This window comes from Bradyrhizobium sp. USDA 4449 (assembly GCF_054056275.1).
Map to the genome: position 1 here is coordinate 4,009,849 of NZ_JBSRYD010000001.1, position 21,914 is coordinate 4,031,762.

The window sequence follows — 21,914 nt, forward strand, 5'->3', positions numbered from 1 at the left end:
TTGCCAGCGGCACGCGCCGTCGACATGCGACGGATCATGTTCGATAGCCCAGCGGAATCGGCGTGATGCGGCCGATGCCGAAGGCAGCTCAAGCGACGGAGATCAGGAGGCGGGCGGGGCGCGCGGGTGGAACGCAGAGCCGGCCGATTCCAGATGGAGGAATTCGGCATCGGTGGTGCGGTAGAGCAGCTCGAGCGCCTGCGGCAAATGCAGCAGAGGCGGTGTCGCGAACACGACCGTGCCGGCCATCGCAACGAGGGCGCAGATCGCGCAATTGTCCTCGCCTGGCTGCTCGGGATCGTGATGGGTCGGAGATTGCTTGTGGACGGCCGCGCTGTCGGGCGACGCGATGCCTTTGGCGCTGTCCGTGACCTGCGACTGGGCGAGCGGCGCGGCCTGCGCGAACCAGTGGCTGTGACCGAAGGTCAGCGCGAACTGCACCAGCATCGCGAACATCGCGAGCCGGGCGCCGTGCCTGATATTCGACCGGAACCACTTCATCCAAATGAACCTCACACCGCGAGGCGCCGACCGGGCGTCGCGATGTTATATTGTAACATCGCAATATCGGTCAGCGGATGTCAACCGCGAGAGGATTAGTGAGCGTGGGCTGATCGTGCAATGTGTCGTTCGGGCAACTAAATTAGCGTGTGTGGTTTGGTTGCTGTTGCAACGACGGAAGTACGCTCCCTCCCCCCGCTTGCGGGAGAGGGCTGGGTGGGGGTGTCTCCGCAACGGGATAATCCCCAAGAGGAAAGAACCTCACCCGCCACGCTTTGCGAGCGGGTCGGCCTTTCCCGCAATCGGGAGAGGCGGAGCAAGCCTCATCACCTCACCGCCCCTCACGCACCCAGGTCGCAGCAAACGCGCCGAGCAGCAGCAGGAGTCCGATCAGGCCCGCGAAGATCGGCAGCACGCCGACGCCCTTGACGATGCTGGCGTCGCGCATGCGCACGCCCATCCAGCCGTCACCGGAAAAGACGCTGGTCGAGCGGACCGGGACGATGCGCGGCAGCTCGACGCTGCCGCCATCCGCGATCCGCACGGAATTGCCGCCGGTCGCCTGCGTCAGCGGCTTGAGGGTTTCGGTGGTGGAGGTGACTTCCGAAAACTCCTTCGGATTGGTCGGGCCGACATTGATCAGCGCCTTCAGCGTGCCGTCGGTGGCCTGCCACAGGCCGAGCTCGTTGGCCGGCAGGCTGGCGCGCCACTCGCCGGGATCGCCGGGAGAGAGCGTCAGATCATGCGAGACACCGGAAGGTGAGGTCACGCTCACCGGCTGCACGCTGTCGGCCATGGTCTGGCGCACCACGACGAGATCCTTGCCCTGCACCTGCAGGCGCAGCGCCTCTTCATCGAGGTCCGGCTGCTTCATCAGCCAGTGCGACATCCGCCTGAGCAGGTCGAGATGCGGACCGCCGCCCTCATAGCCGCGCGCCCACAGCCAGATGTGGTCGGACAGCAAAAGCGCGACGCGGCCCTCGCCGAAGCGCGACAGGAACAGCAGCGGCTTGCCGTCTGCGCCCGTCATGACGGGCGGATTGACCGAGTTGCGGGTCTCGACAGTGCGGAAGAAACGGCTCCAGTGCGGCGGCTCGAACGCCGAGCCCTCGAGACCGCGTGTGACCGGATGGCGTTTGCCGATGTCGGAGAGATGCGCATAGAACGGCTTCTCGGTGACGCCGACCGGTTCGGCCGGCAGCACCGAGTCGAGCGGCGTGCGCCAGATGCTGGTGTTGGAGGCGTAGTCGGGACCGGCCGAGACCAGCACGGCGCCCCCCGAGCGCACATAGCGCGCGATGTTGTCGAAATAGGCGATCGGCAGCACGCCCTGGCGGGCGTACCGATCGAAGATGATCAGCTGGAATTCGTTGATGTGCTGCTGGAACAGCTCGCGGGTCGGAAACGCGATCAGCGAGAGCTCGTTGATCGGCGTGCCGTCCTGCTTCTCCGGCGGACGCAGAATGGTGAAATGCACGAGGTCGACGCTGGCGTCGGACTTCAACAGGTTGCGCCAGGTGCGTTCGCCGGAGTGCGGCTCGCCTGACACCAGCAGCACGCGCAGCTTGTCGCGGACGCCGTCGATGGAGACGACGGCCCGGTTGTTCACGGGCGTCAGCTCGCGTTCGAGCGGCGAGGCCTCGATCTCGACGATGTTGGGACCGGCATGCTTGATCTCGACCTCGACGCTGGCGCTCTGGCCACTCGCGAGCGCGCGCTCGTTGATGACCTCGCCGTCGCGGCGGACCGTGACCTTGGCGCGCTCGCCGGTGACGCCCTGGTCGTCGAGCTTGTAGGTGATGGTCTGGTTCTGGCCGACGATGCCGAAGCGCGGTGCCGCCGTGATCGCGATGCGGCGATCGCGTTCGCCTTTCTGTCCGGTGATCAGCGCCTGCACCGGCGCCTGGAAGCCGAGCGCGGCGGCATTGGCCGGGATGTCGTGAACGCGACCGTCGGTGATCAGGAACGCGCCGGCGACGCGGTCGACCGGAACGTCCGACAATGCCGAGGCAAGCGCGCCGAACAGCTTGGTGCCGTCGGTCTCGCCATCCGCCTGTCCGGCATCGACGACGCGCACTTCAAGCCCCTTGATCTTCTTCAGGCTGTCGACCAGCTCCTCCTGCGCCTTCGCGGCTTCCTGGTTGCGCTTGCCGAAATTCTGGCTCGGGCTCTTGTCGACGACGACGGCGGCGACCGACGTCAGCGGGTCGCGGTCCTCGCGCGTGAACGAGGGATTGGCGAGCGCCAGCAGGAACAGCGCCAGCGCAGCCACGCGCACCGCCGCGCCGCGCGCCCGCGCGAGCAGCAGCACGGCTGCGATGGCGACGATCGCGGCGAGCGCGATCCACAGCACGATCGTGGGGACAAGCGGCGTGAAGGCTATGCCGTAGTTCATGACGTCACTCTCTCGGCATCGTCATGGCCGGGCCTAGCCGTCCGAAGGACGGCGTCGCTTCGCTCGCCTGTGTCCCGGCCATCCACGCCTTGCCAAGTAGCGCAAAGAACGTGGATGCCCGGGACAAGCCCGAGCATGACGGCTTCAGTTCGGCGCGCACCGAGTTTCAAAACCCGCATCATTGCCCCAGCCGTTCGATCAGGGCCGGTGCGTGCACTTGGTCGGCCTTGTAGTTGCCGGTCAGCGTGTACATCACGATGTTGACGCCGGCGCGGTAGGCGAATTCCCGCTGCCGCGGTTCGCCGGGCGTGAGCGGCAGCATCGGCTGGCCGTCGGGACGGAGTGCCCAGGCGCCCGCGAGGTCGTTGGAGGTGATGATGATCGGCGAGACGCCGTCACCGCCGCGCGCGGGGCGCTGCGCGTTCTCGTCATCGTCGTCGCGCGGCAGCGCCTCGACCCAGGTCTGGCCGGTGTTGAAGCGGCCGGGGAAGTCGCGCAGCAGATAGAACGTCTTGGTCAGCACGTGCTCGCGCGGCACCGGCTCGAGCTCGGGCACGTCCAGCGAGGACAGGAGCTCGCGCAGGGTCTGCATGCCCGGCGTCTGCGATGCACCGTTGTCGCCAGGCGGCGCCTCGACCGCATCGCGGGTGTCGAAGATCACGGTGCCACCTTGCTTCATATAGGCGTCGATCTTGTTGATGGCGTCCTGCGGTGGCTTCGGTGCGCCCGGAACGATCGGCCAGTAGATCAGCGGGAAGAAAGCCAGCTCGTCATGCGCCGGATCGACGCCAACGGGATCACCGGCCTCGAGCGCGGTGCGCTGCGCCAGGAACAGCGTCAGACCGGTCAGGCCGGCCTTGACGATGGAATCGACGTCGGCATTGCCGGTCACGACATAAGCAAGGCGCGTCTGCGAGGTCGACTTCATCGCGAATTCGTCAGACATGCTGTCGGCGCGCGACGGCGTCGGCACAAGCACCGCGATGCCCGTCAGCAACAGCCCGAGCAGGATCACGGCTGGCGCAGCGCGACGGCGCAGCAGCGCGGCGAGGCCACCGCCGAGCACCGCGACGACGATGGCATCCAGCAGAAACAGCGCGAGCGAGCTCGACAGCAGCCAGCCGCGCAGGTCCCGCGGTTCGGCATTGGTATAGGTCGCGTGCCGGGAGTGCAGGGGCGCGGTGTTGAGGGCGGCGATGCGGTCGGCGGCAGCGAGCGTATTCACGGCGAGCGGTCCTTCTGCCGGTCCGTAGAAGCCGGGCGGATGGTCCGGCGTGGCGCGGTCGCGATAATCAGCCGTCAGCGGCTTGGCGGTGGCGGCCGGTGGCCCGAACGCGCCGAAGCCGTCGAGCAAATGCAGCGGCGCCAGCGTCTCGGTGCTGCCCTCAGCGGCAACGCCGGCACCGGGCTTCGAGGTGTAGCCGGACATGTCGACGATGCGCCTGAGCATCTCGACGAAGGTGCCGGACATCGGCAGATCCGACCAGCGCATGTCGGCGCTGACATGGAACAGGCTGACGATGCCCTTGCCGCGATGCTCGCCGGTGACGAGGGGCGTGCCGTCTTCGAGCGAGGCCCAGCTCTTGGTCGCGAGCACCGCATCGGGCTCGGCCAGCACCTGCCGGCTCACGGTGACGTCCTTCGGCACGGCGACGCCGGTGAACGGACCATCGGCGGCGAAGGAGGCCAGATGCTGCGGCTTCTCCCAGGTCAGGCTGCCGCCGAGCGTGCGGCCGCCCTTGCGCAGCTTGACCGGAACGAGATCGTCTTCAGCTTGGGCGAGCCGGGGACCTGCGAACCGCACCAGCACGCCGCCCTGGTCGATCCAGGCGTTGAGGCGATCGCGCAATTCGGGCGCAACGGTGCCGACGTCGGCCAGGATGATCATCGGCAGCTTCTGATCGAGGAATTGGGTGATGCCCTGCTGCGGCGCGCCCTTGTCGGCGAGCCGCACGTCCGCGAACGGCGCCAGTGCACGCGTCAGGTAGAAGGTCGGCGCAAGCAGCGGCTGCGATGTTTCGCTGGTCGAACCCGAGACGATGCCGATGGCGCGGCGGCGCCAGCGCTTGTCGAGCAGCTGCACCGCGCCGGCCGAACGCTCGCCCGAGATTTCGAGCCTGGAGATGTCGTTGCGCAGCTCCACGGGCAGGTCGAACGCGGCTTCGACTTCCTTGTCCTGGAGTCCAAAGGTGAAGCGCGCCTCGCCGATCGGTGAGGCCTTCTGGTCGAGGGCCCGCACGGTGCCGGCGAGAATGCCGCTGTCGGTGCGCAGCACCTTCACCGTCATCTTCGCGGCCGCGTTTTCCGCCGCAACCAGCGCCAGCGGCGAGGAGGTACCGCCTTCGAACACCGTCAAGCTGCGCTCCCCCAAGGTCTTGCCGAGTCCAGCCACGAACTCTTCGCCGCGGCCGGTGTCGACGCCATCGGACAGCCAGGCGATCTCGCAATCGCCGGTTGCGCTCAGGAAGCGATCAATCGCGGTAAGCGCTTCGACGCGCTCGATCGAATAGGGCTTTGGCACGATCTGCCGCAGCGCAACGCGTGCCGCACCCGCGGGCATCAGCGTGATGTCGCGGTTCGGCTCGGACAGCGGCACCAGTGCAATGGCGCGGCGGTCATTGTCGGCGTTCGCGATCAGCTCGTCGGCGGCCTTGATTCGGGTGTCCCAGCTCGATGCAGCGCTCCAGCCGTCGTCGAGCATGATCATCAGCGGGGTCTTGCTGGCGGCGAGCCCGGTCTGTGGATTCCAGATCGGGCCGGCGGCGGCAAGGATCACCAGCGCTGCCGCGAGCAGCCGCAGCGCGGTCAGCCACCAAGGCGTCCGCGCGGGCGTCTCTTCCCGTGGCGCGATGTCGAACAGCAGGCGTGTCGGCGGAAACTCGATGCGGCGGGGCCGCGGCGGCATCACACGCAGCAGCCACCACAGCACCGGCAGGCTGACAAGGCCGATCAGGAGCAGCGGTTCGGTGAAGGCGAGCGGCAATCCCATCATGCGGCCGGCCCTGCCTTGATCGTGGTGGTGCGGGCGCCCGACTTGCTCACCTGCATGCCGGCATGGAGGAACAGCAGCAATTCGGCGGCCGAACGGTCGGTGACGTGCGTCGCGAACAGCCAGTCGAGCTTGTTGGTCTCGGCGCGGATCTGGTCGCGATGCAGCGCCAGCCGCGTGGTGTAATCCAGCGCCCAGCTCTCGGCGCGGCCGGCGGTGATCATGCCAGCGCCTTCCGGCTCGACGAATTCGACGCGACCGGAATAGGGAAAGGATTCCTCGGCGGGATCGACGACCTGCACCAGCGTGCCATGCGCGCCGGAGCCGGACAGCCCGGCAAGCGTCGTCCTGATCTCCTGGAGCGGCGACCAGAAATCCGACAGCACGATGGTTTCGGCCAGTGCCGCAGGGACGAAGGAGGGCGGCAGGCTCAGCCTGATGGCATCGTCATGCAGCATCGCCTGCGCCATCTTGTCGATGACGCTGCGGCTCGCGGTCGGCGCCATCAATCCGGGGATGCCGACGCGCTCGCCGCCCGCGACAAGCAGCTCGGCCAGCGCGAACGCGACGATGAGCGTGCGCTCCAGCTTGGATTCGCGCGCGGTCTTCGAGGCAAAGGCCATCGACGGCGAACGATCAGGCCAGATCCAGACCGTGTGCGAGGCCTCCCATTCGAGCTCGCGGACATAGAGATGGTCGTCACGCGCCGAGCGGCGCCAGTCGACATTCTGTGACGGCTCGCCCGACACGAAACGGCGGTATTGCCAGAAATTCTCGCCCGAGCCGGCGCGGCGCCGTCCGTGGAGACCGTGGATGACGTTGGCGGCGATGCGGCGGGCCTCGAGCACCAGACGCGGCAGCGAAGCGGCGAGCGTTCGGCTTTCGCCATCGGCACGTCGGATCGCGATGATCTCCTTCGCCGTGTGCCCGGTGTCTGCAGCCATCAACCGATCCGAGTTTTCAATTGCTTGATGACGTCAGGAATCGTGCGGCCCTCGGCGCGTGCCTGGAACGTCAACGCCATGCGGTGCTTCAGCACGGGCTCGGCGAGGTCGAGCACGTCGTCGATCGAGGGCGCGAGACGCCCGTCGATCAGCGCGCGGGCGCGCACCGCCAGCATCAGGGATTGGCTGGCGCGCGGGCCGGGGCCCCAGGCGATGAACCTGCCGGCTTCGCCGCTCTCGGCGCCCGGACGAGCCGAACGCACCAGCGAGAGAATGGCCTCGACCACGGAATCTCCGACCGGCAGGCGGCGCACCAGCCGCTGCGCTGATATCAGCGCGTCCGCACTCATCGAGCCCTTCGCCAGCGTCTCCTCGGCGCCTGTCGTCTCGAACAGGATGCGGCGCTCGGCGTCACGATCGGGATAATCGACGTCGATCTCCATCAGGAAGCGGTCGAGCTGCGCCTCGGGCAGCGGGTAGGTGCCCTCCTGCTCCAGCGGATTCTGCGTCGCGAGTACATGGAACGGCTTCGGCAGATCGTGGCGCGCGCCGGCGACCGTGATGTGCTGCTCCTGCATCGCCTGCAGCAGCGCCGACTGCGTGCGCGGTGAGGCGCGGTTGATCTCGTCGGCCATCAGCAGCTGCGCGAACACCGGACCGGAGATGAAGCGGAACGAGCGCTTGCCCGCGGTGCTCTCATCCAGCACCTCGGCGCCGAGAATGTCCGACGGCATCAGGTCGGGCGTGAACTGGATGCGCTTGGCATCGAGGCCAAGCGTGACGCCGAGCGTCTCGACCAGTTTCGTCTTGGCAAGGCCGGGCACGCCGATCAGCAGTGCGTGGCCACCGGAGAGGATGGTGACCAGCGTGTTCTCGACCACACGATCCTGGCCGAAGATCACGGATCCGATCGCGTCCTTCGCGGCGCGAATCTGAGCAGACACCTGCTCGGCCGAACGCACGACGCCGTCTTCGAGCTTCTCGACACTTTCCGCCATACGCTCGCTCCTTCAGCCTGCCACGCGGCTCATCTGCGTCGCCAGATGATCGCATCGATCTGCGTCATCGATTTCAGTCATGGGCCCCATGCTAGACTTGCAGGAAGGCCATGTATTCGTTGAATTAACCTATCCCCACCTTATCGGCTTCGGGCTATGTACGGCATCACGAAGTGGAGACCTCCCCGACGACTGGCCGGGTGGAACCGTACAGTTGCGGACACGTAGATGTACAAGGTTATGGACCAGTAGACTTGCACCAATCGTGCCAACGGACAGAGTCAGGGCAAACCATGGCGAACCAAGGGCAGAGCGCCGATCGCGGTCTCGAGGGGCTGACTGCCGCCGCCAAAACTGCTGCCAATGCCGAAGGCGCCAAAAAGGGCCTGCCCCCGGTGCATCTGTGGAATCCGCCGTTTTGCGGCGATCTCGACATCCGAATCGCATCCGATGGTACTTGGTTCTACATGGGCACCCCGATCGGCCGTCACGCGCTGGTGCGCCTGTTCTCGACCATCCTGAAGCGCGAAGGCGACAAGCATTTCCTCGTCACGCCCGTGGAGAAGGTCGGCATTCGCGTCGACGACGCGCCATTCATGGCGGTCGAGATGCTCAGAAGCGGCGAGGACAGCCGGCGCGTGCTGAGTTTCCGCACCAATGTGGACGATTGGGTCACCTGCGACGCCGCGCACCGGCTCCGCTTCGAGCAGGCCAAGGACGGCGGCTTGACGCCCTATCTGCATGTCCGCGCCGATCTCTGGGCCAAGGTCACCCGGGCGATCTATTACGATCTGGTTGACATGGGCGAGGAGCGGATGGTCGATGGCCAGCCGATGTTCGGCGTCGAATCATCGGGCGAGTTCTTCGCCATGGCCGATGCGGAGCAGGTGAGGGCCGCGCTTTGAATTTGAACAAGCCTATCCCGACCAGCGAGCCAGTCGCGTTCCGCGCTGACGAGTTCTTCGTCCGCTCCCGGGCCAAGCTCAGCTTCGACGTGCCGCCCGGGCTTTATGATCCGAACATCATCCCGGCATCAGGCGATCCCGGCACCGACAAGATGCTGGAGATCGTCGCGCGCGAGCAGCCGGTCCGCCCCGCAGCCGTGCTGATCGCGGTGGTCGATCATCCGGAGCCGACCATCCTCCTGACGCAGCGCTCTGCGCATCTCAACGACCATGCCGGCCAGATCGCCTTTCCCGGCGGCAAGATCGACGCCACCGATTCCTCGCCGCTCGACGCCGCTTTGCGCGAGGCCGAGGAGGAGGTCGGGCTGTCCCGAGACTTCGTCGAGCCGATCGGCTATCTCGATCTCTACGGCACGGCGTTCGGATTCCGCATCCTGCCGACGGTCGCCCGTGTCAGGCCGGGCTTTGAGCTCGCCATCAACCATTCCGAGGTTGATGACGCATTCGAGGTGCCGCTATCCTTCCTGATGAATCCGGTCAACCACCAGGTGCACAGCAAGGAATTCCGCGGCATGGAGCGGTTTTACTATGCGATGCCGTTTGCGGAGCGCTACATCTGGGGCGCGACGGCCGGAATGCTGCGCGTGTTGTATGAGCGGATCTATTCGTCATGATCCGGCCGGTTCTGACCGAGATCGGTATCTTCCTCATCCCCTTTGCCGTCTATGCGCTGTTCCTGGCCGCCACGAGATCCGGCCTGTTCGTGCAATCGTCCTGGCCGATCACCATCGTCGCGCGCCTGATGCTGACGGCGCTGGTGCTCGTGATCGCCGGGCTGATTGGCTTTGCGCATTTCTCCGGCGCCGCGCCGAACTCCACCTACGTTCCCGCCCATATCGAGAACGGCAAGCTCGTGCCGGGCAGAAACAGATAAGGGCCGGGCGATGAGCGCAGAGCCCATACTCGCTGGCGCGCCGTGGCTGACCGCAGGCGGGACGGCACGCGTCCTGCAACTGCTCAACGCGGACGGCGAGGAAGCGCGCGTGGTCGGCGGCACGGTCCGCAACGCGCTGCTCGGGCTGCCGCCTGGTGACGCGGATATCGCGACCACGGCGGTGCCCGAGGAGGTGGTGCGCCGCGCGAAAAGCGCAGGAATCAAGAGCGTGCCGACCGGGATCGAGCACGGCACCGTCACGCTGGTCATCGACGGCACGCCTTACGAAGTCACCACGCTGCGCGAGGACACCGAGACTTTCGGCCGCAAGGCCAAGGTGGTGTTCGGCCGCGACTGGGTCAAGGACGCCGAGCGGCGCGATTTCACGATGAACGGCCTGTCGGTCGACGCTGACGGCGTCGTTTACGACTATGTCGGCGGCATCGCGGACGCCAAAGCGCGGCGCGTGCGCTTCATCGGCGCGCCCGACCAGCGCATCGCCGAGGATTATTTGCGCATCCTGCGCTTCTTCCGCATCCATGCCGCGTTTGGCGCCGGCGAGCCCGATCGCGACGGCACGCTTGCCTGCATCCGCGGCCGTGCGGGCCTTGCGACCCTCTCGGCCGAACGCGTGCGCATGGAGATGCTGAAATTGCTGGTGACGCCAGGTGCTTCGGTCGCCGCGCTGGCCATGGCCGATGCCGGCCTGCTGCAAGCGATGATCGGTGGTGTCGCCTATACCGGGCCGCTGACCGCGATGATCGCGATCGAGCGCGCGCTCGATCTTGCGCCAAGCAGCACCCGCCGCCTCGCGGCGCTCACGGTCGCGGTCACCGAAGACGCCAGGCGTGTCGCGACGCGCTTGCGGCTCTCCAATGCCGAAACCAAGGCGCTGGATTCGATGGGCCATCGCTGGTGGCGATTCGCCGCCAAGGACGAGGCGAGTGCGCGGCGGCTGGTGTATCGGCTGGGGCCTGAGCGCTATCACGATCGCGTGTTGCTGGCCTGGGCGAGGGCGGGCGGCGATGTCACCTCCTCGCACTGGCGCGCGCTCGCCGAGCTGCCGCAGCGCTGGACTGCGCCGAAATTTCCGCTTCGCGCCGCCGACTTCATCGCGCGCGGCCTGGCGGAAGGACCCGCGCTCGGACATGTGTTGACACTTGCCGAGGACGCTTGGCTTGCGGCCGATTTTCCACTAGAGGAAGCCGCACTCGCTGCCATCGCCGATCAAGCCTGCGCACGCGCCACTCGCGAGAAAAATTGACCATCGTCTCAGGCTTCGCCGACATCTCGATTTTCCAGCTGCTGCTGGTCGCGATGATGGCGTTGTTTGCTTCGATCATCGGCGGTCTTGCCGGCTACGGCACCGGCGCGTTGATGCCGCTGGTGCTGGTGCCGCTGGTCGGCGCCGAACCGGTGGTGCCGATCATCGCGATCTCGGCGCTGTTCACCAATTCCAGCCGCGCCGTCGCCTATATCAGCTACGCCGACCGCCGTCGTGCGGCCGTCGTGCTGGCCTGTGCCGCGCTCACGACCGCGCTCGGTGCCTACGGCTACACGCGTCTCACCAATGCCGGAGCCGCGCTGGTGATCGGCACCATGCTGATCCTGAGCGTGCCGCTGCGCCGCGTGCTGCGGCGGCGCCAGGTCAAGATCGGCGACACGGGCCTGGCGGCCGGCTCGGTCGGCTATGGCGTGCTGGTCGGCGGCACGTCGGGCTCGGGCGTGATCCTGCTCTCGCTGCTGATGGCCGCGGGCCTCGAAGGCGCGGCCGTGATCGCAACCGATGCGATGATCTCGCTCGGGACGGGGTTGATCAAGATCTCGGTGTTCGGCCTCGCCGGCGCCGTCACCGCGCAGGTGCTCGCCTTCGCGCTCCTGATCGGCGGCATCGCCATCCCCGGCGCGTTCCTCGCAAAGGCCTTCGTCGAGCGGATGCCGGTGCATATCCACACGGCGATCCTCGATGTCGCCGTGATCACCGGCGGGCTGGTGATGGTCTCGGCCGCGGCAAGGCAGCTGATGGGGTAGCTGGGACTGGCGGCAGAACTGCGAATCTCGTCCGGGGACCTCGAAATCACGTAGCGCAATCCGCGCGAGGCGCTTACAGCACGTGACTGACCTCGCCTTGTCTCGTTCGCCAAGCCACCGGCTGATACATGTCCAAAATGCTCGACTATCGCCGCCTTCGCTTTATACGGGTCGTATCGGTCCGCTGGCGCAGGCGTCTGACCTTTCTGCTCGGCGGGCTCGCGGTCGGCGCCTCAGCCGTCGCTCTGGCCAGGCTCGCCGACTGGGCGCAGCAGGCATTCGCGTTGCTGCTGTCGGAATCGCGATATGCCGCCCTGCTGGTGACGCCACTGGGGTTTGCGCTGTCGGTCTACCTCACCATCAGCTTCTTTCCGAATTCGCAAGGTAGCGGCATCCCGCAGGCGATCGCCGCCCGTCAGCTCTCCGAGCACACGGCGCGCGAGAGGCTCGTCTCCATCCGCATCGCCATCGGAAAGGTGTTGCTGACGCTGCTCGGGCTGCTTTGCGGTGCTTCGGCAGGCCGGGAGGGGCCGACCGTGCAGGTCGGTGCGTCCGTCATGTTCGCGCTCGGCCGCATGTCGCCACGCCGTCAGCCGGGCCTGATCCTCGCCGGCGCCGCGGCGGGTGTTGCAGCCGCATTCAACACGCCGTTGGCCGGCATCGTGTTCGGCATCGAGGAGATGAGCCGAGCCTATGAGACCCGAACGAGCAGCCTGGTCATCGGCGCGGTGATTGCGGCGGGCCTGACCTCGTTGGCTCTGGTCGGAAACTACGATTATTTCGGCAGCAGTTCGACGATGCTGCGCAACGGCACCGACTGGCTTGCGGTGCCGTTGTGCGGCATCGCCGGTGGGCTGGCCGGTGGTGCGTTCAGCAGGCTCCTCATCGAGGTCGCGCGCGGGCTGCCCGGCCGGCTGGGGCCATTGACCAGGCAATATCCTCTGCCGTTTGCCGCGATCTGCGGCCTTGGGGTTGCCCTTTGCGGCCTGGTCTCGGGCGACATGATCTACGGCACCGGATATGCGCAAGTGAAGTCGGCCCTGGAGACCGGCATTCCGCTGCCCCAGGATTTCGGCGTGTTGAAGCTCGCTGCAACCGCGCTATCAGCGGTCAGCGGCATCCCCGGCGGAATCTTCTCGCCGTCGCTTGCCGTCGGCGCCGGCATCGGCACGAACGTCGCGCATCTGTTTTCGGGCGCCCCGCTCGGCGCGTTCATGCTGCTCGGGATGGTTTCCTATTTTGCCGGCGTCGTGCAGGCTCCCATCACCGCTTTCGTCATCGTGACCGAGATGACCGACAATCACGCCATGGTGGTGCCCCTGATGGCCGCCGCGCTGATCGCCCAGGCGACATCGCGCCTGCTGTGTCCTGAAGGAATCTACCACGCGCTGGCCAGGGGCTTCCTGCGTGCGCACACGGCAGAAGCACCTGTGTAGCGATCGCCTTCGACCCGAGCGCTGCGAAACGTCAGAGCGATGAGGCCGTGAGCTGCGTCGCTCGCATCCGTCGCGTCGTCTGTCGGGCCGGGAGTTCGCTACTCCGGAACGGCCAGGACGTTCTGCGTCCGGCCTTGGAACGAAGCTCGGCTCGTTGCTTGTCGTCGCCGTTCAAGGGCTCGGCGTCGCTTGCATGTCCTGCCCTGGGCTGAAGCCGGATGCCCCCGGCTGCCCGGAGGGCGGACTTGACGTTGCCGCCTGCGTTTCGTGGCCCGGGCTGAAGCCGGATGCGCCCGGCTGCCCGGAGGGCGGGCTTGACGTTGCCGCCTGCGTTTCGTGGCCCGGGCTGAAGCCGGATGCGCCCGGCTGCCCGGAGGGCGGGCTTGACGTTGCCGCCTGCATTTCGTGCCCCGGGCTGAGGCCGGATGCCCCCGGCTGCCCGGAGGGCGGGCTTGACGTTGCCGCCTGCATTTCGTGCCCCGGGCTGAGGCCGGATGCCCCCGGCTGCCCGGAAGCCGCGCTTGAAGTTGCCGCCTGCATTTGGTGCCCCGGGCTGAAGCCGGATGCGCCCGGATGCCCGGGGGCCGGGCTTGAAGTTGCCGCCTGCATTTGGTGCCCTGGGCTGAAACCGGATGCACCGGGATGCCCGGCATGGCTTGATGAACCATGATGCCCGGCATGTGAGTGCGAGCTCGAAAACACCGCTGAAAACGCCGCCTGTATCGCGTGTCCCAGGTGTCCTGGGCTAAGGCTCGAAGCGCCATGATTCGTTCCATGCGCGTGCGGGCTCGCAAACGCTGCTTGCATCGCGTGCCCCGGAGCTGATGCCGAACTGCCGTGGCCGACACCTCCTCCGCCGCCGTGCCCTGCACCCACGCCGCCGCCATGTCCTCCACCCATACCAGATGCACCAACGCCGGCTCCTACTCCGGCACCTGCTCCAACTCCGCCTCCGGCGCCTCCGCCACCACCACCGCCACCGCCACCACCACCGCCACCACCGCCACCACCACCGCCGCCACCAGCGAGCAGCGGTCCAGACGTTGCGATCAACAATGCGGGTATGGCGGTAACTGCAAGCAGCTTGGCTAGCTTCGTCACGATGATCTCCTTGTCGCTTTCAATTCCGCGCCGCTCACCCAGGGCAACACAACGGGGTTCGACGGCCGGTTCAACGTCGAGCGCTCGACCGAACGTTCCGCACAAAATGCGATTGAATAAGGCGGACAGGCGCGCACGCCATTTTCTGACGCGGACTGTTACCGGAACGGCACATGTTCCATTCCGTTCAGACGTGCCCGTGGCGTTGCTCTCCTCTGGCGAGCATTCGCTCAGGCAGGCGCCGAGAGATCCCGCAGGTACCTCGCAACCGTGGGAGGGCCGGTGGTTTGTTTTTGGCCCATGTCAGCCAAACCTGGCGTTCGTCCGCGTGTCGGCTAACGCCGTAAACGGGACCTCACGGAGCATCAGCAAGATCGACGCAGTTGACCCAAAGACGGCCTCGTACCCTCGCTTCCGACGCGCAGATCAATCTTGCATCTCTCCGTGCAGCTCGAACTTCGCACCATCGGTATCTTGAAATACGATGTTCACCTTCCCGCCATCGAAGGCAAGTGTCCAGGTCTGGATCTCGCTGTGTCCGAGAATTCGGCGCTCGAGAAAAAAGGTATGCTGGTTCAGCCAGCGCCCTCTGCAGGCATTGATGCCGTACGGCGCGGGCGGACTTTTGCGAAAGGTCCCATCAAGTCCCATCAGTCCGGTGAACCGCTCGATGGAGCGACCCGGCCTTTCGCTGCTGGTCGTGATCACCCACGATGAATCGGTGTCGTAGAAATTCAATGAGAAGCTTTTTGCGTGCAACGCGTTGTCTCCGAGCTGAAATGTCTTGCCCGAAATCTCCTTTGCAAACTCGGGAATACCCGCAATCGCAATTGGCTGCTCCGTTGCGGCCCGGCGGATAGCCGCATCGAGCAGTGCCTTCGCGATCGGGTCGGGAGGTAGTGGCTGGTCCGATTTGACGGCCATCGTGATGTCGTCGATGAACCGCGACACTGAATAGAATTCGTCGTCTCGCAAAACCCCCGTCATGACCGCCACAATATCGAGTCTCGGAAGCACTACGATAAGCTGCGAATGGCGGCCTCGCGCCATGTAGGCGCCTTTTTCCGGGAGCGACCACCACAGATTGGCATAATGAAAGCCGAATGAAGCCGCAATCTTTCCCTCCTGCGCCCGCTCGACCCATGCAGATGGAATGATCTGCTTACCCTCCCAAGCACCATTGTGAAGGTAGAGATAGCCGATCCTCGCCATGTCGTGGGGGTTCAGGAATAGCCCCGCTTCGCCGTCAGTCACGCCCTGCGCATCGACGCTGCCCCATTTCGCGCTGGTGATTCCAAGCGTCTCGAACAGCTCCTTCTTTGCAAAATCAAACGCGCTGAGACCCGTCGTTCTGGTGATCAGCGCTGACAGCACGTAAGGATTTCCGCTGTTGTAGTAAAAGTTGCTCCCGGGAGGGCCCGACATCGGCTGGTCAAGGACGAATTTGGTGCGGTCAGGACTTTTGTACATCCGGATGATCGTCTCATCTGGCGTATATGCCCTTTCCTGCCACGCCAGCCCCGACGTCATGTCGAGCAGGGTCTGAACGGTCATCGCGCGCTTGTTGTCGTCGACGTTCGCGACATTCTTGTCACCAAACAGATCCAGGACCGGGTGATCGACGCTGTCCAGCAGCCCATGCTGGATTTCGATCGCAGTCAGAGTGCTGACGACGCTTTTTGTCACCGATCGGAGATCATGGCTAATCCCTGCGACATAGGGCGCGTAATAGGCTTCGGCAACGATCCTTCCATGCCGGATGATCATCGCGCTGTCTTGCTTGTAGCCGCCCACATTCTCTACCAGCCGAGCTAGCATGGCCGAGTCCATCCCTTGCTCCTCCGGGGTCGACACCTTCCAGGATTTCGTCGGCCAGGGAATCTCCGGGGTGGGTTGAGCGGCAACCTCGCCAGCAAACGCGGCCGGCCCCTGGAGGCAGTGGATGGCCGCCAGCAACGCTGCCGTGATCGGGGTTTTGCGACGCATGGTTGCCTCTCTTTCGGCCTTGGGGGGTAAGAAGCTTGGGTGTTGCCGTGCGGGTCAAACTGAGTATGACGGCAACTCGTGACAAATTCTACACGCATTGGTTGCTGCAGCGAGTTTCGCAAAGGGCGGGCGCGTTTTGCGACATTGCGTCCCACGCTATCGGCACGGCGGAGGACCGGGCGATGTCGCATAGTGTGCCGTTTGCGAAGTTGCGCCGCGTCTGACGAGAGTCCGCTCACCGCGCCAGAGCAGACCAGATTTGCTCAACCCGAGTTCTTCGCAGTTTGCCCCATAACGGACTTTGGCTGCCGGGAGAATGCGCTAGGAATGCTCCTCCCGGCTTTTTTATGGGCTCAATTTTTCACGCGTTTCGCGCCCACTCAAGAGAACCTGCACCTGTGGCAGCAGCTTCCCTTACATCAATGACAGGAATTACCTCGGCATCATTCCAGTAGGAAAACTTAGAAACGAAAGAGACGATGACTGTCGGATCATTCGTCTCAACCAACACGTATCCGCCGTCCCCCATCAGGTTAGAGACGAAGGCTTGGATTGTCAGTCCGTCCTCTGTGGCGAAACAGCAGTGCCCATCTTCATCGGCCGTGGCGCGCCGCGTCGGAAGACGCTATCACCACCAAAATCCGCTACTTCTTCGATTCCACCCGCCAAGCTGTCGAACTGAGCGCACCGTCGGTGTGATACGCTTTTGAGCATCAAGCCGGCCATCTCGGCTCGCGACAGCCTTTATTTCAATGACAAGATAACCGGACCCGCAACCGGATCGGTGACCCCGATACCGCCGCCGAGGTCTTCGAGCGCATCGCGAAAAGAATTGAGAGTGGAAATCATATCCGGCCGCGCCTTGATGCACGCGTCCATGCTTTGCCACTCGGCGATAATGCAGTAGGAGCGGTCACCTGTCTTGATCATGTTGGCATGCAATAAGCCTGGCCAAGTTGCTCCAATCGTCTTGTGCGCGTCCAAAAACTCCTGATCGCGCCCCGGCTTCACTCGAAAACGCACTGCATTGAAAGCGGTCACGGTCTTCTCCCATGATACCCTGACATTCTCGAAGACGAATCGCGTCTATGTGTTCGCGTGAGTTGAAGCGCACGCATTCGCCGCTCGCCTTGTTGCGATCACGGACCGATCAGCCCGGGCCTACTGAGTCTTGATCATCTTTGCCAACTCATGGCGCAATTCCGGGCTATCTTGATGGCCGTGTACCGCGGTGGCGTGTTGAACCGCCGCTTCCAAAAGTTCCTTTTTGGAATCGGCTGAAATCGCGACCGTGCAGTTCATCTCGCTAGGATAATCTCGGCAATCCACAAACATTCTAACCATATCGACCTCCCTCATTGCGAGGTGCCATTCGCCCCGCCTGAACTGATCCCACGATCGTGCCCGCCCGCCTTAACTCCAAACCTATGAGAGCGACCGGCTTGATCGCTGCTCGGCAGCTTCAAATGATGGCAAGGGTCATTACCGTGCTCCGGCAGAGGCGTTATCGAGCGTATCACACATTGACGAGAGTGACATGCCGGCTCCGCGCCCTTTTCGCCTGTCCGGAGGCTGGTCGGGATGGTCGCTCTTGCCCGGTATTCTCGATCGGCAAGCTGCTGATCGTCATCGGCCTCCTCAGGCGTCGATGAGCACGCCACCTCCTTTGCTGTTGCGCGCGGCGCTGGCAATCAATGCGTTGGCTGCGGCCGCTGCTATCCAGCGTTCAGATCTACCTGAGGCGAGAGGGCAATATTTCGGAGCCGCTTTGCGCCGATGAAGCTTCGATACGCGGCAAGCTCTTGAAACTGGGCCAACGGCCAGATGACCGGTTCGGACTGCTGCTTGCTAAGATGTATGGCGCGGTCGGCGCCGAGATAAAGTGCGACGTGCGCGCCCCAAGGATTTTTCGTTCGATTGAACAGCAAGAGATCGAGTGGTCTCAATGCGCCCGACACCACATGGGTCTCGCTGCTGTCCTGCCATCAGTCGCTGGACCGAAACGGCGAGACTTCAAATCCGAAATGTTTGAGCAAACTGTACGCAAAGTTCTGGCAATTGGGGCTCTCGGAGATGCTTGGCAGCGTCGGCGTATTCGGATCGTGGTTTTGATCGTATCGAATGTCCCAGAAGTGCTTGGGTATCATATCCGGCGAAATGCTGTTCATTGGCTAAGTCCTTCCGGTCAGCAAAGCGCAAACTTGTCAGCTGGATCTCGCCTCCGAACAGTCTCGACCTGCTGTCCGCATACCCGCCTGCAGTTGCGATCACATCCAAATCCGGCAAGCCTTCGCGCAGTGGCGTGCGTGGCATGATCGGGTGCCCTGTGGAAGCAATCATGGGCTGAACAAGCTGTGAAGAAACCGCTCCTTCTCGCCGGGCGCATAACCCTGGCAAGCGCCGAAATATGGTTCAGGCTCGTCGCAGGACGGGGTGGATCGGACCTGGCCCGGCGGCCGAGTTGGCGCGTAGGCAAAGCTCGATGCTGGACCCGGCGTGACCAGGCGCTGCTGGGAGCCAACGGCGGCGTGCCGGTGGGGATGATGCACCGGCGCCGCGTTCGCAACGCCCGACAACGCGATCAAAACGCTCAAAGCCAAAATGGAACGCATCGCTCGATCTCCGGACGCCGCAATCTCGCTAGATAACCCTCGGCCGCAAAGCCCCAACGTATCCCGGCTTCACGACCGCTCACATCCCCGGCATCACCCTGCTTTTCGACCAGCAGCGAAGCAGCGGCGCACGGTGCTGCGCTCCGCTCAGTGAGCATGGCAGACGAGATATACTCCGTTTGACATACCCCTTTTGATCCATTCGCAGTGTGACCAGAGCGGACGCTCGACATTGAGACGAGGTGGCCGTGATGGTACGTGTCCAACCACATCATTCCTGTGAGTGATGGGGCGGGCGACCAGGCTTACGGACTGCCGCCCACCGTTTGGAAATTGGAATACTTGAGGCCCCTGGCTCCGCCTCCGGACGCTTTTCAAAGTCGGCCGGGAAATGTCATGGACGTCATTTCCCTCCGTTCTTCCCCTTGACTCGGAGGCGGGCTCTTTCTGTCGAACTCCAAGAAAGAGCGTTTCGCCATGTCTGTTCTGATAGGCCGGCCCCATCGCAGGGCAAGCAATGATCGCAGAGCAGGTCATGATCGTTCGATCGCCGGACGGATGTGTCGTTACGTCGTGGCTCCCCTGATATGTGCAGCTTGCACTGTTTCATTCGCGGGCACCGCTTCGGCTCAATGCGCAGCTCGCGATGTATTGCAGAACCAGCTGAAGTTCAGGACCAGCGCGACCCTAACGTCCCAACGGCCTATCAAGTCCGCCCGCGATATCCCCGCATGGAAGACGATTACAATCGGCAGCTTCGCCGACTCGATAACGCTGCGCGATGCACTGGATGCCAAGGGCTGCAGTGTCGGTGGTCAGGCCGCCGAAATCCTGGCGCGGCCGGCGTTCACCGTCAGCTCTCAAAAAACGGATGTAGAGCTTGTCAGCGTATCGCCGGCCCAGCTCGGATTCACGTCCGATAGGGTGCCCTTGGCAAACATTTACGCGCGCGCTCGATCGCTCGGCCTTGAACTTGCTGCGGCCGAGGTCGGCCCGCAATTGCGCATCCAGTATGTCGATCAGCCCATGGGTGAATTTCTCACCATCGGAATGGAGCCGATCAGGACGTGGGGTGGCGATCTCATCATTCTGAATGTGGCAAATGGCGGAGCCGGACTGATCCTCATCGGCCAAGACGGCAGAGCCGGAGCGGATATACCAGCAGCAACTCGTTTCGTTTTCACCCGGCCGCATCACCCCGCACCGGGTCTCGAGCTCGTCGAGAAGTCCGGAACATCGCTGCTGCCGGTAGGTGATTGGTAGTCTGCAATCGGGCCCATCGCTTCCGTTGAAGCGGTGGCCGGAGACCGTTCGCGGGAGAGGCCTCCATCGCCAACATCCGAGGATGACATCATGCGCCTGTTTTGCCCGACGGGTCAACGCTTCTTCGAAAAATCCGCAGGCCGTCGGGATTGCGGCAGCGCGCTACTGTGCATGGGGTCGTTTTCGAGAATTCAGTCCGGCACGAGCTCTGTCAGCGAGCGGATGATGCGGTCGGGCCTGACGGTCGAGCCTTCGGGCAGGCCGTCGCCATGCGCGTCGAGCCAGATCGCATAGATGCCGAGGCGCTGCGGCGTCACGACTTCCCACTCCAGATTGTCGCCGATCATCCAGGTGTCCGCAGGTGTGACGCCGAGCGCCTCCATCGCGTGCAGATAGGCGCGCTCCTCGGGCTTGCCGAAGCCGTGCTCACCCTCGATCTGGATGTGGTCGAAGCGATGGGTCAACTCGAAGCGCTCGACCTTGGCGCGCTGCATGTCGGCAGCGCCGTTGGTGACCAGCGCGAGCTTGACGCCATGGGCCTTGAATGCGTCGATCGCATCATGCGCGCCGGGGAAGACGAAGATCGCCTCCTCGCGGTAGCTGGTGAAGCGGTCGGCGACGCGGTCGGCGAGATTGTCGGACAGGGCGTGATGGCCGCGTGCGGCGAGCGCGGCAAAACCGCCGCGCACCGTGAGCCGCCGCGCCTCGCCGAGCTTCATCCGCCAGATCGGCTCGGCGGTCGACCAGAACTGCCGCGCATAGGCCAGCACGGCTGTGGCGACCAGCGCCGGCGGCAGCGGCGCGAGCTCTTCGGCGAATTCTTCCGCGATCGTGTTCCAGGCGATCTCGGGCCGGCCATAGGCCGACAGGATGGTGTCGTCCATGTCGATCAGCATCGCGCGGGGGAGGGGCTTCGCCGTCATGGCCATTTCACCTCGGGCGGCAGCGACGACAGGATGGAGTCCACATTGCCGCCGGTCTTGAGCCCGAAGATCGTGCCGCGGTCATAGAGCAGGTTGAACTCGACATAGCGGCCGCGGCGGATCAGCTGCTCCTCGCGGTCCTCGGCGGTCCAGCTTGTCGCGAAATTGCGGCGCACGATGTCGGGATAGATTTTCAGGAAGGCGCGGCCGACATCCTGGGTGAAGGCGAGGTCGGCATCCCAGTCGCCGCTGTCGTGCCAGTCGTAGAAGATGCCGCCGACGCCGCGCGCCTCTTTCCGATGCGGCAGATAAAAATACTCGTCGCACCACTTCTTGTACTTGTCGTAATCGGCAACGCCGTTCGGACCCGTACAGGCTTCCTTCATCGCGGCGTGGAAGGCGAGCGTGTCCGAATCCTCCTGCGTGCGGCGGCGGTCGAGCACCGGGGTCAGGTCTGCACCGCCGCCGAACCACGCCTTGGTGGTGACGACGAAGCGGGTGTTCATGTGCACGGCCGGCACATGCGGATTGCGCAGGTGCGCGATCAGCGAGATGCCGGAAGCCCAGAACCGCGGGTCTTCGGCCGCGCCCGGGATCTGCGCACGAAACTCGGGCGCGAATTCGCCGTGCACCGTCGAGCAGTGCACGCCGACCTTCTCGAACAGGCGGCCCGACATCATCGACATCACGCCGCCGCCACCGGCTGCGCCGGAGTGGTCGGTGCGCTGCCATGGCCTGCGCGCGAAGCGGCCTGACACGCCGGGATAGAGGCTTTCCGGCGCGTCGTCCTCGAGCCGCTCGAAGCTCGCGCAGATGTCGTCGCGCAGATGCTCGAACCAGTTCCGGGCGCGGGCTTTGCGGTCTTCGATGACGGTCGGGTCGATTGCCGATGTCAT

20 protein-coding genes are annotated in these 21,914 nt (G+C 64.6%); 8 read left to right on the forward strand and 12 right to left on the reverse strand.

Annotation, left to right across the window (positions count from 1 at the left end; translation table 11 throughout):
- Nucleotides 1-102: 102 nt before the first annotated feature.
- The 5 genes from ACVIIW_RS18630 to ACVIIW_RS18650 form a co-directional block, all read right to left on the reverse strand.
- Entirely contained in the window at nt 103-501 is a 399-nt protein-coding gene (locus tag ACVIIW_RS18630; RefSeq protein ID WP_456702048.1) for a DUF2946 family protein, read from the reverse strand.
- Nucleotides 502-832: 331 nt separating this feature from the next.
- Entirely contained in the window at nt 833-2,896 is a 2,064-nt protein-coding gene (locus tag ACVIIW_RS18635) for a hypothetical protein (protein WP_456702049.1), read from the reverse strand.
- 178 nt (nt 2,897-3,074) lie between these two features.
- Nucleotides 3,075-5,888 carry a DUF4159 domain-containing protein gene (locus ACVIIW_RS18640; RefSeq protein ID WP_456702050.1) on the reverse strand — a complete coding sequence of 938 codons (2,814 nt, stop codon included), beginning with the start codon at nt 5,886-5,888 and terminating at the stop codon, nt 3,075-3,077.
- Nucleotides 5,885-6,829 carry a DUF58 domain-containing protein gene (locus ACVIIW_RS18645; RefSeq protein WP_456702051.1) on the reverse strand — a complete coding sequence of 315 codons (945 nt, stop codon included), beginning with the start codon at nt 6,827-6,829 and terminating at the stop codon, nt 5,885-5,887. The genes ACVIIW_RS18640 and ACVIIW_RS18645 overlap by 4 nt, the downstream gene beginning before the upstream one ends.
- A complete protein-coding gene (locus ACVIIW_RS18650; RefSeq protein WP_456702052.1) occupies nt 6,829-7,827 on the reverse strand; it encodes an AAA family ATPase in 999 nt (332 codons plus the stop codon). The genes ACVIIW_RS18645 and ACVIIW_RS18650 overlap by 1 nt, the downstream gene beginning before the upstream one ends.
- Nucleotides 7,828-8,120: 293 nt before the next feature.
- Here ACVIIW_RS18650 and ACVIIW_RS18655 point away from each other — a divergent pair, with 293 nt between their 5' ends.
- From ACVIIW_RS18655 to ACVIIW_RS18685, 7 genes are all read left to right on the forward strand, one after another.
- Entirely contained in the window at nt 8,121-8,732 is a 612-nt protein-coding gene (locus tag ACVIIW_RS18655; protein WP_456702053.1) for a DUF1285 domain-containing protein, read from the forward strand.
- A gap of 2 nt (nt 8,733-8,734) precedes the next feature.
- Nucleotides 8,735-9,406, forward strand: coding sequence for a CoA pyrophosphatase (locus ACVIIW_RS18660; protein ID WP_456702054.1), 672 nt, complete (start codon nt 8,735-8,737; stop codon nt 9,404-9,406).
- Nucleotides 9,403-9,666, forward strand: a complete 264-nt coding sequence (locus tag ACVIIW_RS18665) for a DUF6111 family protein (RefSeq protein ID WP_456702055.1) — start codon at nt 9,403-9,405, stop codon at nt 9,664-9,666. Before ACVIIW_RS18660 ends, ACVIIW_RS18665 begins: the two co-directional genes overlap by 4 nt.
- A gap of 10 nt (nt 9,667-9,676) precedes the next feature.
- On the forward strand, nt 9,677-10,930 hold the full coding sequence (locus tag ACVIIW_RS18670; RefSeq protein ID WP_456702056.1) for a CCA tRNA nucleotidyltransferase: 1,254 nt from the start codon (nt 9,677-9,679) through the stop codon (nt 10,928-10,930).
- Complete coding sequence (locus ACVIIW_RS18675; RefSeq protein ID WP_456702057.1) at nt 10,927-11,697, forward strand: TSUP family transporter; 771 nt, start codon at nt 10,927-10,929, stop codon at nt 11,695-11,697. Before ACVIIW_RS18670 ends, ACVIIW_RS18675 begins: the two co-directional genes overlap by 4 nt.
- A gap of 128 nt (nt 11,698-11,825) precedes the next feature.
- Nucleotides 11,826-13,133, forward strand: coding sequence for a chloride channel protein (locus tag ACVIIW_RS18680; RefSeq protein ID WP_456702058.1), 1,308 nt, complete (start codon nt 11,826-11,828; stop codon nt 13,131-13,133).
- An 837-nt stretch (nt 13,134-13,970) separates the two neighbouring features.
- Nucleotides 13,971-14,225 (forward strand): hypothetical protein, encoded by a 255-nt coding sequence (locus ACVIIW_RS18685; RefSeq protein ID WP_456702059.1) that lies wholly within the window; start codon nt 13,971-13,973, stop codon nt 14,223-14,225.
- Between the two features lie 435 nt (nt 14,226-14,660).
- On the opposite strand, the gene ACVIIW_RS18690 is transcribed toward ACVIIW_RS18685, so the two are convergent.
- From ACVIIW_RS18690 to ACVIIW_RS18710, 5 genes are all read right to left on the reverse strand, one after another.
- Nucleotides 14,661-16,220 carry a serine hydrolase domain-containing protein gene (locus ACVIIW_RS18690; RefSeq protein WP_456702060.1) on the reverse strand — a complete coding sequence of 520 codons (1,560 nt, stop codon included), beginning with the start codon at nt 16,218-16,220 and terminating at the stop codon, nt 14,661-14,663.
- A 361-nt stretch (nt 16,221-16,581) separates the two neighbouring features.
- Entirely contained in the window at nt 16,582-16,779 is a 198-nt protein-coding gene (locus tag ACVIIW_RS18695) for a DUF3303 domain-containing protein (protein ID WP_456705193.1), read from the reverse strand.
- Between the two features lie 185 nt (nt 16,780-16,964).
- A complete protein-coding gene (locus tag ACVIIW_RS18700; RefSeq protein ID WP_456702061.1) occupies nt 16,965-17,261 on the reverse strand; it encodes an antibiotic biosynthesis monooxygenase family protein in 297 nt (98 codons plus the stop codon).
- 120 nt (nt 17,262-17,381) lie between these two features.
- Complete coding sequence (locus ACVIIW_RS18705) at nt 17,382-17,564, reverse strand: DUF1059 domain-containing protein (RefSeq protein ID WP_456702062.1); 183 nt, start codon at nt 17,562-17,564, stop codon at nt 17,382-17,384.
- 371 nt (nt 17,565-17,935) lie between these two features.
- Nucleotides 17,936-18,178, reverse strand: a complete 243-nt coding sequence (locus tag ACVIIW_RS18710) for a hypothetical protein (protein ID WP_456702063.1) — start codon at nt 18,176-18,178, stop codon at nt 17,936-17,938.
- Nucleotides 18,179-19,483: 1,305 nt separating this feature from the next.
- Here ACVIIW_RS18710 and ACVIIW_RS18715 point away from each other — a divergent pair.
- Entirely contained in the window at nt 19,484-20,095 is a 612-nt protein-coding gene (locus tag ACVIIW_RS18715) for a hypothetical protein (protein WP_456702064.1), read from the forward strand.
- A gap of 191 nt (nt 20,096-20,286) precedes the next feature.
- Here ACVIIW_RS18715 and ACVIIW_RS18720 read toward each other — a convergent pair whose 3' ends face one another.
- Together ACVIIW_RS18720 and hemF are read right to left on the reverse strand one after the other, a co-directional pair.
- Complete coding sequence (locus ACVIIW_RS18720) at nt 20,287-21,024, reverse strand: HAD family hydrolase (RefSeq protein WP_456702065.1); 738 nt, start codon at nt 21,022-21,024, stop codon at nt 20,287-20,289.
- Entirely contained in the window at nt 21,015-21,914 is a 900-nt protein-coding gene (hemF, locus tag ACVIIW_RS18725) for an oxygen-dependent coproporphyrinogen oxidase (protein ID WP_456702066.1), read from the reverse strand. Before hemF ends, ACVIIW_RS18720 begins: the two co-directional genes overlap by 10 nt.

What these genes read in the sequence shown, in the direction of transcription:
- ACVIIW_RS18630 (WP_456702048.1), bottom strand. Translation starts at nt 501, where the DNA reads ATGAAGTGGTTCCGGTCGAATATCAGGCACGGCGCCCGGCTCGCGATG.
- ACVIIW_RS18635 (WP_456702049.1), bottom strand. Translation starts at nt 2,896, where the DNA reads ATGAACTACGGCATAGCCTTCACGCCGCTTGTCCCCACGATCGTGCTG.
- ACVIIW_RS18640 (WP_456702050.1), bottom strand. Translation starts at nt 5,888, where the DNA reads ATGATGGGATTGCCGCTCGCCTTCACCGAACCGCTGCTCCTGATCGGC.
- ACVIIW_RS18645 (WP_456702051.1), bottom strand. Translation starts at nt 6,829, where the DNA reads ATGGCTGCAGACACCGGGCACACGGCGAAGGAGATCATCGCGATCCGA.
- ACVIIW_RS18650 (WP_456702052.1), bottom strand. Translation starts at nt 7,827, where the DNA reads ATGGCGGAAAGTGTCGAGAAGCTCGAAGACGGCGTCGTGCGTTCGGCC.
- ACVIIW_RS18655 (WP_456702053.1), top strand. Translation starts at nt 8,121, where the DNA reads ATGGCGAACCAAGGGCAGAGCGCCGATCGCGGTCTCGAGGGGCTGACT.
- ACVIIW_RS18665 (WP_456702055.1), top strand. Translation starts at nt 9,403, where the DNA reads ATGATCCGGCCGGTTCTGACCGAGATCGGTATCTTCCTCATCCCCTTT.
- ACVIIW_RS18670 (WP_456702056.1), top strand. Translation starts at nt 9,677, where the DNA reads ATGAGCGCAGAGCCCATACTCGCTGGCGCGCCGTGGCTGACCGCAGGC.
- ACVIIW_RS18680 (WP_456702058.1), top strand. Translation starts at nt 11,826, where the DNA reads ATGTCCAAAATGCTCGACTATCGCCGCCTTCGCTTTATACGGGTCGTA.
- ACVIIW_RS18690 (WP_456702060.1), bottom strand. Translation starts at nt 16,220, where the DNA reads ATGCGTCGCAAAACCCCGATCACGGCAGCGTTGCTGGCGGCCATCCAC.
- ACVIIW_RS18705 (WP_456702062.1), bottom strand. Translation starts at nt 17,564, where the DNA reads ATGGTTAGAATGTTTGTGGATTGCCGAGATTATCCTAGCGAGATGAAC.
- ACVIIW_RS18720 (WP_456702065.1), bottom strand. Translation starts at nt 21,024, where the DNA reads ATGGCCATGACGGCGAAGCCCCTCCCCCGCGCGATGCTGATCGACATG.
- hemF (WP_456702066.1), bottom strand. Translation starts at nt 21,914, where the DNA reads ATGACATCGGCAATCGACCCGACCGTCATCGAAGACCGCAAAGCCCGC.